General features: G+C 34.7%; 13 protein-coding genes. 4 read left to right on the forward strand and 9 right to left on the reverse strand.

Annotated features, from left to right (window positions below; genetic code table 11):
* Positions 1-2 precede the first annotated feature (2 nt).
* From pepT to thrC, 8 genes are all read right to left on the reverse strand, one after another.
* The gene (gene pepT / locus Q0F04_RS04650) at positions 3-1199 is read right to left on the reverse strand and encodes a peptidase T (protein ID WP_295750718.1); all 1197 of its coding nucleotides are present in this window, start codon (positions 1197-1199) and stop codon (positions 3-5) included.
* Between the two features lie 13 nt (positions 1200-1212).
* Positions 1213-2811 (reverse strand): putative manganese-dependent inorganic diphosphatase, encoded by a 1599-nt coding sequence (locus Q0F04_RS04655; protein ID WP_295750720.1) that lies wholly within the window; start codon positions 2809-2811, stop codon positions 1213-1215.
* 79 nt (positions 2812-2890) lie between these two features.
* A complete protein-coding gene (locus tag Q0F04_RS04660) occupies positions 2891-3175 on the reverse strand; it encodes an HU family DNA-binding protein (RefSeq protein WP_003863836.1) in 285 nt (94 codons plus the stop codon).
* 50 nt (positions 3176-3225) lie between these two features.
* Entirely contained in the window at positions 3226-3774 is a 549-nt protein-coding gene (locus Q0F04_RS04665; RefSeq protein ID WP_295750723.1) for a Maf family protein, read from the reverse strand.
* Positions 3771-4460 carry a TIGR01906 family membrane protein gene (locus tag Q0F04_RS04670; RefSeq protein WP_295750725.1) on the reverse strand — a complete coding sequence of 230 codons (690 nt, stop codon included), beginning with the start codon at positions 4458-4460 and terminating at the stop codon, positions 3771-3773. The genes Q0F04_RS04665 and Q0F04_RS04670 overlap by 4 nt, the downstream gene beginning before the upstream one ends.
* Positions 4460-4894 (reverse strand): ACT domain-containing protein, encoded by a 435-nt coding sequence (locus Q0F04_RS04675; protein ID WP_003863833.1) that lies wholly within the window; start codon positions 4892-4894, stop codon positions 4460-4462. Before Q0F04_RS04675 ends, Q0F04_RS04670 begins: the two co-directional genes overlap by 1 nt.
* Entirely contained in the window at positions 4887-5759 is an 873-nt protein-coding gene (thrB, locus tag Q0F04_RS04680) for a homoserine kinase (RefSeq protein WP_295750727.1), read from the reverse strand. Before thrB ends, Q0F04_RS04675 begins: the two co-directional genes overlap by 8 nt.
* Positions 5752-7224: a threonine synthase gene (thrC, locus tag Q0F04_RS04685; RefSeq protein ID WP_295750730.1), complete on the reverse strand. Its 1473-nt coding sequence runs from the start codon at positions 7222-7224 to the stop codon at positions 5752-5754. Before thrC ends, thrB begins: the two co-directional genes overlap by 8 nt.
* Positions 7225-7314: 90 nt before the next feature.
* Between thrC and Q0F04_RS04690 the strand changes: the two genes are divergently transcribed.
* Genes Q0F04_RS04690 through Q0F04_RS04705 form a run of 4 tightly spaced genes read left to right on the forward strand, consistent with a single transcriptional unit; the run spans position 7315 to position 10928 of the window.
* Complete coding sequence (locus tag Q0F04_RS04690; protein WP_158551107.1) at positions 7315-8427, forward strand: homoserine dehydrogenase; 1113 nt, start codon at positions 7315-7317, stop codon at positions 8425-8427.
* A gap of 4 nt (positions 8428-8431) precedes the next feature.
* On the forward strand, positions 8432-9751 hold the full coding sequence (locus Q0F04_RS04695) for an aspartate kinase (RefSeq protein WP_117573226.1): 1320 nt from the start codon (positions 8432-8434) through the stop codon (positions 9749-9751).
* Complete coding sequence (locus Q0F04_RS04700; RefSeq protein ID WP_295750733.1) at positions 9748-10731, forward strand: aspartate-semialdehyde dehydrogenase; 984 nt, start codon at positions 9748-9750, stop codon at positions 10729-10731. Before Q0F04_RS04695 ends, Q0F04_RS04700 begins: the two co-directional genes overlap by 4 nt.
* Before the next feature lie 53 nt (positions 10732-10784).
* Complete coding sequence (locus tag Q0F04_RS04705; protein WP_181989257.1) at positions 10785-10928, forward strand: hypothetical protein; 144 nt, start codon at positions 10785-10787, stop codon at positions 10926-10928.
* Between the two features lie 256 nt (positions 10929-11184).
* On the opposite strand, the gene Q0F04_RS04710 is transcribed toward Q0F04_RS04705, so the two are convergent.
* Positions 11185-11862 (reverse strand): DUF6619 domain-containing protein, encoded by a 678-nt coding sequence (locus Q0F04_RS04710; RefSeq protein ID WP_118011816.1) that lies wholly within the window; start codon positions 11860-11862, stop codon positions 11185-11187.
* Between the last annotated feature and the right edge of the window lie 381 nt (positions 11863-12243).

Below are 12243 nucleotides of genomic sequence, written 5' to 3' on the forward strand. Positions count from 1 at the left end.
TCCTACTCAACGATTTTTAATACGATTTCAACCATCTTTTCCATCTTTTGAATACTTGCGAATTCAAAACGACCATGATGATTAAATGAACCCGTACCTAAGTTTGGACAAATGAGTCCTCTTGCCGTCAACATCGCACCATCTGTTCCACCACGAATCGGTGTACTAACTGGTGTAACATCACATTGACGCAATGCATATTTTGCCTTATTCACACTACGCATATCACCATGCATATATTGACGCATGTTTTCATATTGATCACGAATCGATACATGAACACGATTTCCGTATTTTTCATTCATCTTATCGGCAATAGCTTCCATCTTCTGTTTTTGTGCAATAAAGCTTTGTTTACTGTGATTACGAAGAATGTAAGTTAATTTTGCATCTTCACAAATTCCTTCCATTCCCACTAAATGATAGAACCCTTGACGTCCCTGTGTATGTGAAGGTGTTTGTTTTTTTGGAAGACTCGAAGCATATTCCATAGCTAATAAACTTGCGTTGACCATACGATCCTTGGCATCCCCAGGATGAATACTTGTACCGTCAAATGTTACAACAGCTTGTGCTGCATTAAATGTTTCATAGTCAACTGAATCAATACGATCTCCATCAATTGTGAACGCATAATCCACTGGGAATTTATCTAATTCAAAGTTTTCGACACCACGACCTACCTCTTCATCTGGAGTAAAGGCAACCGCAATAAATCCATGTTCATTTTCAGATTGAATCAACTGTTCCATAGCCTCTAAAATAATCGCAATTCCTGCTTTATCATCGGCACCAAGTAAAGTCGTTCCATCTGTAACAATCAAATCATCTCCAATGCAGTTTGCCAAAGCTGGAAATTCTTCTTTAGACATTGAATACTCTTCATTTAATTGAATTGTATTTCCATCATATTTTGAAATTACACGACACTTTACATTTGCCCCCGTAATTTCAGTTGCCGTATCCATATGTGCAATAAAACCAATACGATCCATCTTTTTATCTGTATTCGCATTTAAGTATGCATACACAATACCTGTATCGGTTAATTCAACAGAATCAAAACCTAATGATTCACATTCTTTTTTTAATTCACGAGCTAAAACCAATTGTTTTTCAGTGCTAGGTGCACTTGTACTTTCTTCACTTGACTGTGTGTCAAATGATGCATAATGCATTAATCTTTTTTCTACTGCCATATTAAATCCCCCTTTATGCCAGTTCTTGTGCTAAACGAGGCACAATCTGTTTTTTACGAGAAACAAATCCTTGATCCTTGAACTCTTCTACAACATCACGAACAAAATGCGATAACTTACCTACATATAAGAAACGTGATCCACGACCTTCAACATTGGTAATAACCATCAACATCAAGTCATATTCATGTATCTTGTTTTGTTCATCCATGTACTTCAAGAAATCCTCTTTAATTTCATCCACAATACTTAAATCAAATGTAAAAACCTGACTTACCGCAATGTGATATCCACTCAACATATATTCCTTAACATCATTGTATAGAATATTCTTGAATTCTTTTCCACGAATCGTAGCCGTGTTTTCGAATAATTCTTTAGCCATCGCATCAAAATCAATATCATACTCACTTGATAAACGATTTGCCAAATTACGATCAATTGTCGTACATGTTGGTGAATTAAAATTCATTGTATCACTAATCATGCCATACGCAATCAATTTTGCGATGGTTTCAGGTATTTTAACACCATACTCCGCATACATCAATCCAACAATTGTACAAGAACTACCTACAATCATATTTCTAAATACAATTGGGCGATCCGTTTCAATATCACCAATACGATGGTGATCCACGATCTCTACAATATCCGCTGTTTCAATATCGCTAATACTTTGTTTCTTTTCATTATGATCTACAAGAATAAACTGTTTCTTTTCAGCCTTCAATAAGTTATATCGAGCAACAGACCCCAAAATTTTATTTTGGAAAACAACAGGATAAGATGAGTGACGCGTCTTCAACATTTCACGTTCCACATCCTCTACATATTCACTCTTATTAAAGCGAATCACTTTATTAGCCGGAGTCATAATCAATTCAACCGGAATCGAACGATAAATCATTTGAATGATCTTCATAATATTATAAGATGTACTGATTAAAGTAACTCCCATCTGCTTTGCCATCTCGATAATATAACTGTTTGGAACAAAGTTTTCTGCCACAACAATAACTGCACAACCCTTTGCCATACTCTTGATCATACTATCTTCATGATCATTTAAAACCATGATGGCACCCTTTAGATCTCTATCCATCAAGCGCTTATCCGCTATACGTACAAAGCCACTTCTTTCAAGATTTCCCTTTAGAATAAAAGAACCCTTTACACTGGCAACTAAATTTTCTAATGGCGTTTCTTTCAACAATTCACTCGTAATATTTAAATCCTGCATCTGAACCTTAGAAACATCACCCAAAGTAACCATGCCCTTATATTCATTTTTATCATCTACAACATACAAAGTCTTTACGTGATTTTCTAAGCATAGATCCCATGCATGACGAATGGTTTGCCCTTCTTCAATTGTCACCGCATCATCAATTTCAATTTCTTCCAATGTCGAACGCGCAGTCGTTAATAAAGCTGGCATATCTACATGTAATTTATCTAATATAAATTTAGTTTCTGGATTCAAAGTTCCCAAACGAGCAGCCACCGCATTGACTCCCGTCTGTCTTTTTAATTCAGCAAGAGCTAAAGCAGCACAAATAGAATCTGTATCTGGGTTTTTGTGTCCAATTACATAAATTGGTAAACTCATCGAATTCTCCTCTCAATTATCTTAATTTTGTATTCAATATTATATCATGAAAAAAAAGAAGATTCATTATCGAATCTTCTTACTTAACAGCGTCTTTCAAAGCTTTGCTAGCTTTAAATTTAACTGACTTGCTTGCAGCAATTTCAATTTTTTCTTTAGTAGCTGGATTGATACCTGTACGAGCTGCTCTTTCGCTAATTGAGAATTTACCAAATCCGAATACATCTACAGTACCATTATCTTTTAAAGTATCAGCTACTGTATCGAATACGAATTGAACATAAGCTGTTGCGTCTTTTTTTGAACAACCAAATTCTTCAGCCAACTTTTCAGCTAAATCTTTTTTATTAATAACATTAGACATTTATATGTTCCTCCTCTAATAATTACCACGATATTTTATCATTTCTCTAACTAGAGTGCAACGTCTTTCATCATCGATTCCACCACATATTTTGGTAAACCAACCACATTGGTATAATCACCTTCAATATGGTCTACAAAATCACATTCCTGTATACCGTAAGAACCTGCTTTATCCATACATTTCCCACTATTTACATACGAAATAATATCTTGTTCTGTAAGTTTCTTAAAATACACATCCGTCGTTTCCAGATGTAAAATCGTTTGATTTTTATAAAGGATACAAACCCCTGTTTTTACTTGATGCCTACGATTGGATAAAGATTTCAATGTTTCAATAGCTTCAGCTTTTGATTTAGGTTTTCCTAATATTTTATCATCCAAACATACAATCGTATCTGCCGACAAAACAATCGAGTCCAAATAGGATTCTCTTACTTCTTTCGCCTTGGATTCAGCCACCTTTTTTAAAGCCTCATCCAAGCCTAAACTTAAATCAAATACTTCATCCTTTTTGGCTGGACAAACAATAAAATCGTAGCCCAAATCTTTTAATATCTCTTTTCTTCGCGGAGACTTTGATGCCAATACAATCATCTTTCAAAACCTATGGGTGCCTTTTTCACCATATAATAAATAGCCAAAACACTTGTTGGAACCATGAAACAAACCACTTTGATTACGCAAGCAAGTACTAGCTTATAAAAAATCGTTTCTGGAAGCATACAAATCATAAAATCCGTATTTGGATCTAACAGCCACAATTGATTTGTAAAGAAAATCGTGTGAAACCATGTCCAGAAACTCGTAAAATCTGTAAAGATCCAGAATCCAAAGAATACAAGCATTATTATGAATGTAAACATGGCCGTTAAAAAACCTTTACTCAAATACGCAAACATCAATTCTTTTTCATTCCAGTAAAAATATAAAATAATCAACACAAGAACTACAAATGAGATTTTTGCGACCCTTAAAGCATTCTGATACAACACCTTTACATCCACCATATGACTCGTTTCTTTTTCATTAAAAGTTTCTTGCGATACACCATACCATGTGATATGTCCCTTGATATCATCACGCTTGTCATCTAAATAATTCAACAATAAGCGAATACTTTGATTCAAATCTTTCTTAGATACACCAATATCATTAGCCAAATCCATCTCTTCATATTTAGGAATATAAAAATCTGGATTTAATGCTGTACTCTTGATACTAAACACAACACAAACAATGATAAAGCACCAGCCAAATATAAAACTTAAAACACGTCTCATTATTCTACAGCTACCAAATCAGCCTTTTCTACCATTGGCATAGCCTCAATTAAACTGACTAAAGACTGAATACTGATTTCTAAATCACTAATATCTAAAGTAAGTGCTACGTTGGCAATGCCATTAATAGGAATTGTTTGGTTAATGGCTAAAACGTTAACCTGTTTTACAGAAACTAAAGATAAAACTTTAGACAACGTTCCCTTTTCATTTCTTAGAATCATTGAAATAATCGCTTTACGATTCGATTGTTCTGCATTAAATGAAAAAACGGCATCCTTATATTTATAATATGTGCCACGCGAAATACCAACCATTTTAACAGCTTCACTAATTCTTTTTGCCTTACCCGACTGTAATAAAATACGCGCCTGCATAACTTGTTCTAAAACATCTGGTAAAATATCGCCACTTACAACGTAATATTTACTCATATTTTATAAACGCCCCCTCTTTGGCTATAGTTAAAAATCTATAATCCAATTCACTAAAACTATCTTCTAAAAACCTGGATAAATCAACCAAATAAGATTGTTCTAACGAAACAACCATCATAGTTGATCCACTTCCTGAAATCCACATTGGAAGTTGTTTTGAATCACAATACTTCTTTATCCTATCATATTCCTTAATAAATTGCCTTCGATATGGTTCATGCAATAAATCCCTACAAGAACTTGCCAAAAGTTCTTCATTCCCCTGTTGTAAAGCCTGGATAAAGACTAATGCATGTGATACTTGTGAAACACAATCTTTAAATGCCATTCCAGTCGGCAAAACCTTTCTTGCCTGAGAAGTTTTAACTTCATAACGAGGTACAATGGCCAAACAATGGTAGTTTGCACATGGAACAAGACTCATTTTCACGTCTTCTCTTTCCATAAAACAAGCTGTAGCTTGACCAAAAATAGCAGGTGCTACATTATCTGGATGTCCCTCAATGCTTGTGGCAATCTTTAAGATTTCCATCTTGTCCATACCCTTTTTAAACCATGCATCACAAGCTAAGATTCCCGCAACAACACACGTTGAACTTGAACCCAAGCCACGGGCAAAAGGCACATCTGTATCTATCGTTAGTTTAAAAGTCGGATACTCCAAATGTAAATAGTCACAAGCTGTATAAAAGGCTTGCACGACTAAATTGTTTTTTCCTTTAAATTCATCCGGACACCCTTCTACAATCAATGTATCACTTTCTTCAAAAGTAAAGTGAGCCCACCAGTCTACAGCCATACCAAGACAATCAAATCCCACACAACAATTTGCACTTGTTGCTGGGACGTATACACTAATCATGGAATACCTCTTTTGTACTTTCACATACCACATCTTTCATTGAAGCTACATCAATGACTTTATTGTGTAAAACTTCAAGATCTTGAAGTTCACTTAATTGAGTTGGAATGGCATCCTGACAATATTCTGACAAATCTTGCATAGCCTTCCATTCATTATCTTCTGTATAACCCAATGCTTTTAAAACATCCTGACTGAATTTATAAGGTGAAGCTGTAGCCAAAGAAATAATAGGACGATTTTTACATTCTTTTGCGACTTTGTACGCAATCGCAGAATGCGGATCTAAAACATAGTTTGCCTTATCATAAACCAATTTGATTTCTTCACTTGTTTCTTTGTCATCTACACTGCCACACGCAAATAAGTTTTGAATAGTTTTAAATGTCTCATCATCAATCTGATAACGACCCTTTTCATTTAATTCCTGCATCCATTTCGATACTTTTTGCGTATCCTTATTTGATGCATAATACAATAATCTTTCTAAGTTTGAACTAATCAAAATATCCATACTTGGCGAAATAGTTTGGATAAAATCACGATTTCGATCATAGATACCTGTCGTTAAAAAATCTGTTAATACACGATTCGCGTTGCTGGCAACATAGAATTTTTCTACTGGCAACCCCATTAAATACGCATAATATCCAGCTAAAACATCTCCAAAGTTTCCAGTTGGGACACTAAATGAAACTTTATCCCCTAATTTGATAGCACCTTGATGAACTAATTGTTTGTAGCTATCAAAATAGTAGACGATTTGAGGAACCAAACGACCCACGTTAATGGAATTGGCACTTGTCAAAAGAATATTTTGTTTCGCACAATACGCATTCAACTCTGAATCCAAGAACAAGTGTTTTACTTGGCTTTGTGCATCATCAAAATTACCTTGAATTCCAAACACATTCACATTCTTTCCTTTTTGCGTAACCATCTGACGATATTGAATGGCACTGACCTTTTGATCTGGATAAAAAACATTGATACCAATATTTTCTACATCACAAAAGCCAGATAGAGCAGCTTTACCTGTATCTCCACTTGTGGCGGTTAAAATCAATGCTTTTTGGTTCGTAGTTTTTAAAGCACAGGACATTAATTGTGGTAAAAGAGTTAACGCAACATCTTTAAAGGCACATGTAGGACCGTGGAAAAGTTCTAAGACATAAATATCATCTACTTTTTTTACAGGTGTGATCTCTTTTTTAGAGAAAGAATTCGCATATGCATTTTCAACACATGCCTCTAATTCTTCCTTAGTATAATCTGTTAGAAGATGTGAAAGAATATAAACGGCATTTTCTTTATAAGACTTTGAACATATTAAAGATAGATCTAAATGAATCTGATCCAAAGTTGGAAGTACGTATAAACCTCCATCTGGGCTCATTCCATTTAGTATGGCTTGCTTGCTGGAAACGCTTTGGTGTACGTCTCTTGTAGAAATATAATCGTTCATGAGAATCCTCCTTGAAAATCTATATTCCATATGATACAATGTTCACACTTTAAAAACAAGTGTTTTCTAAAAAGATACAGGAGGAACGATATGAACGCAGTTATCTTAGGTTATGGAGTTGTCGGAAAAGGGATTGAAATCCTGGCAAAGTCATTGGATGATATCAATATAAAATACGTTTATGTACGTAAAGAAAAAGAAAACTTACCTTATTTTTCTAACAATGAAGATATGGTAGTTCAAGATGATATTGATATCGTTTTTGAATGCTTAAACGGATTAGAACCCGCCAACACATTGATTCAAAAAGCTTTGAAAAAAGGAAAACATGTCATCAGTTCAAATAAAGCTGTTGTCGCAACCTATCTCGATACCTATTTAGAACTTGAAAAAGAGTATGGAGGAAGCATTCAGGTAGAAGCTTGTGTTGCAGGTGGTATACCATTTATTGATGCCCTATTAAAGCTAAAAAGACTTGAACCACTACAAGGCTATGAAGGTATTTTTAATGGTACAAGCAACTACATTTTAGATTCTATGCAAAAAAACAACTTAGATTTTGAGGACGTTTTAAAACAAGCTCAAGATAAAGGATATGCTGAAAAAGATCCATCTAACGATATTGATGGTGTTGACGTATATTATAAGACTAAAATTTCTAACAGCTTGGCCTTCAATACACCAATTGTTGACATTCCATATTATGCTGGTATTCGTACAATCAAAATGTTGGACATTAAATTCATCAAAATGAACAACAAAGTGTTGCGTCATTTATCCATTTCAAGGCAAATTGGCGATAAGATTATTTCCATTATTGCGCCTTGCTGCATGGATGAAAGTGATTTTTTAGCCAATGTCCCAAACAACTACAACGCCCAAAAAATCCTATCTCACAGCTTTGATACACTAGGCTATTATGGTCAGGGCGCTGGCCAATTACCTACAGCGCAGGCCATGGTACAGAATGCTTTAGATACACTTGAAAATAAAGAAAGAAAAATTGTTTATTCGACACCAAAAGAATTTGATACGTCTCTATTAAAAGAAACGTGGCTAATTCGTAGTGATGTTGCCCTAGAGAATTACTATCCTATTCAAAAGAAAGAAGCAAACTATTACTGGATTGAAAACCAGGATATGTCAATCATTAAGAAAGTTAAGGAATTAGATAAAAATAGTTTTATCGCATTATGGAGGTAGTCATATGTTAAAAATCACAAAATTTGGTGGTTCTAGTGTTGCAAATGCAGAACAATTCAAAAAAATCAAAAACATTATTCAACAAGATCCAACACGCCGATACATCGTTGTATCGGCTCCTGGAAAACGTTTTGCGGCCGACAACAAAATCACAGATCTGCTTTACTTATTAGATGCCCACAGAAAATACCATGTGGATGCATCGAGTGTCTTTAAACTCATCAAAAACCGTTTCATCGAAATCAAAAATGAACTGGGCCTAAAACAACCTATTGAAAAAGAGTTGGATGCCTTTTACACCAATCTTAACCAAATGTCCCAAGCTGTTATAGTCAGTCGTGGTGAATACTTCTGTGCTAAATTAATGGCTGAATACCTAGGTTATGCCTTTGTGGATGCCAAAGATATTATTCGTTTTAAATTAGATAAATCCATCGACTGGGATGCGACCAGCGCAAAACTACAAGCCAAATATGCCCAATATGACCACTTTGTTTTCCCAGGCTTCTATGGTACAAGTGCGAATGGACATATTCAAGTCTTCCCACGTGGTGGAGGCGATATTACGGGTGCTATTTTGGCAAAATGTCTACATGCCGACGTATATGAAAACTGGACTGATGTATCTGGATTTCTAATGGCGGATCCTACAATTGTTCAAAACCCAAAAGGAATTACTCATATCACATATTCAGAATTAAGAGAACTTTCATATATGGGAGCCAGTGTCCTTCATGAAGAAGCTATTTTCCCAGTTAAAGAAGCCAATATTCCAATCCACATTTTAAATACCAATCGTCCTCAAGATGCAGGAACCATCATCCAAGAACATTCAAAAGTAAAAAGCGGATATCCAATTACAGGTATTGCGGGTAAAAAAGATTTTATGTCTATCTATGTTTACAAAAAGCATATGTCAAATGAAGTTGGTTTCATTCGTAAAGCTCTATCTATTCTAGAAAAATACCACATCAGTATTGAACACATTCCTAGTGGAATTGACTCATTTAATATTGTTGTAGAGAAAAAAGAAATTGAAGAAAGTCTTTATGAAATCTTGGCGCACTTCAAAGATGAACTAAAGCCAGATAAATTAACTGTCCAAGATGATTTAGCTTTAATTTCTACAGTTGGTAAAAACATGTCAGATAAGCCAGGTACAAGTGGTAAATTATTTGGTGCTTTAGGTAAAAACAACATCAACATTGTCATGATTGCCCAAGGTAGTGATGAAATCAATATTACAGTGGGAGTTAAGAAAAAAGACTTCACAAAAACAGTCCAAGTTATATATGATACTTTCGTAGGAGGAAATGAAGAATGACAACAATCGCAATTGCCGGTGCTACAGGTGCTGTAGGACAACAAATGTTAGAATGCTTAAAAGAAAGAAACATTCAGGCTAACCTTAAATTATTAGCTAGTGCCAGATCAAAAGGAAAAGAAATCGATGGACATATTGTTGAAGAATTGACAAAAGAAAGCTTTCAAGGTGTTAACTATGTATTAGGTGCAACAGGAAATGACGTCACAAAAATGTGGATGCCATGGGCCAAAGAAGCAGGATGTATCGTTGTTGATAATTCAAGTGCATTTCGTTTAGACAAAGACGTTCCTTTAGTCATTCCTGAAGTGAATAAAGAAGACATTAAAAATCATCATGGCTTGATTGCCAATCCAAACTGTGCAACAATTATTGCCCTTGTAGCCTTACAAGCTTTACATAAAAAATATCACATTAAACGCATGATCGTAACAACATTCCAAGCTGTATCAGGTGCTGGTGTTCAAGGAATTGAAGATTTAAAAAATCAAATTGAAGATGAAAGCATCCCATCAAAAGCTTTCCCTTATCAAATCGCATTTAACTTAATTCCTCAAATTGGAGATTTTGATGATTTAGGTATCTCAAAAGAAGAATGGAAGATGCAAAACGAGGCAAGAAAAATGTGGCACGATGATGCTTTAAAAGTAAACTGTACTTGTGTGCGTGTACCGATTTGGCGTTCTCACTCTGAAAGTATCACGATCGAATGTGAAAAAGAAGTGGATGTCAATGAGGCTAGAGAATTATTAGCTCATGCTGATGGCGTAGTGTTAAAGGATGATCCAAAAAATCACATCTATCCAATGCCAAAGGATACGACAAACCAAGACTTAGTCTATGTTGGAAGAATTCGTAAAGACATCACGGATGAAACAAATCATACATTATCTTTATTCTGTTGTGGAGACCAGATTCGTAAGGGTGCTGCTACAAATGCAGTCCAAATTCTAGAAGAATTATTAAAGGCAAACGATTAATTTCGCTTGCCTCTTTTTTTAATTGGCTTAACAGATGCATTGGTGATATGTTGATGTATAAAAATGGTATCCCTATTTCTAATGTTAAAGATTTTCTTGGTCTTTCTGATATCTCAACTACATCAAGATATGCCTACGCAGATAATGAAGATATTAAAAAAGCTCTTGAGACAGTTCAAGAAAAATTATCTCATTAAGTGTTAAAGAAAAGAAGTGGAAAGGAAAAGATTTACTAAAATATTGTGGCTTAGAGTAAAAAACATTATCTTCAATTATTAATTCTAGATACACGATTTTATAAGGTTATATTTAAATAATTAGAGATAATCTTTTTCTGAATATAATCTCTCGGTTTCGTCATGTCTGGTCGCTCCTTTCTGCCTATTGGCATAGAAAAAAGGACAATCGATTTTCTCGGCTGTCCCTTATGGGTAAGTATGCAATTGTGAAAAGTTAGTTCTCGTCAAACTTCTGAATATCTCCGTAATCTTTAAGTTCACTATTTTCAAAAAGCTGTTGGAAATTATCATTATCCAAAAATAACACATTTCCGCTTGAAGTCAATGGCAACATACAGCTATCCGCTTTAAGGGTTTCTGCTGGATTGTCTATTAAAACAATCAGCGGTTTTTTTGCCTCTATTGGCTCTGCGGCTCCAAGTGTTACATTTACAGGAAACGCAAACAAACTGCCATCTTCATATTCATACAGTCCTATTCCTTCCGGCAACACGCTTCCATCGTTTGTTAATATAGGCATCTGAGTTTCTAAAAATATTTGCATATCTTTTGACAGATTACTATACTCTATGGGCTTTAATTTTTCCAAGTCGCCAAAGCGTTCAATCCATTGAGGATTTGTAAACACTAAATGGTCATAATTTCCCAATTCAGCAGAAAGCTCAATAGCACTGTCCATTACATAAGATAAAAGCAAATTCTCCTCTTGTTCAGACAATAAATTTTTTCCGGCAGTTGTCAATTCTTCATCTTCGCATACTGTATCTATATCTGCATATGATATAAAACTAATTCCTGTCATATCGTATTCAGCAAGTTTATTTGTATTTCCACACCCAGCCAAACTAAACATGAGCGCCAATACAAATATGACTATAATTTTATGTTTCATAGATACCTCCATTTTATATTTGGCTTAACTAGCAATTTGGTGACATTGCTATAATTCTACTTTTTATCACTTATGCGAACAACCATTCGTTTTTCAATCTAAATAGTACGTACTGTAACTTTTCTGTATTATCCATTTCTTGCGTTTCTCTTTGCATGACAAAAAGAGCATTGTAACGATTTATATATTTCGATGCTACTCCCTTATCTTTTTGCAACCCTTCTTCAATTCATTTGTGAAAGCTGTTCACTGTATTTAAATGATTGAATTTATCATATGACTCATGACTGATTAATACTTTCTTTGTGCAGTTCTTACTTTCTAAAAGTTCGTTGTAGCTGTTTGAACCATCTAGCATTACAAAAGATTTTGATTCAAGAC

The sequence above is a fragment of the uncultured Holdemanella sp. genome (assembly GCF_934772795.1).
Taxonomy (GTDB): domain Bacteria; phylum Bacillota_I; class Bacilli_A; order Erysipelotrichales; family Erysipelotrichaceae; genus Holdemanella.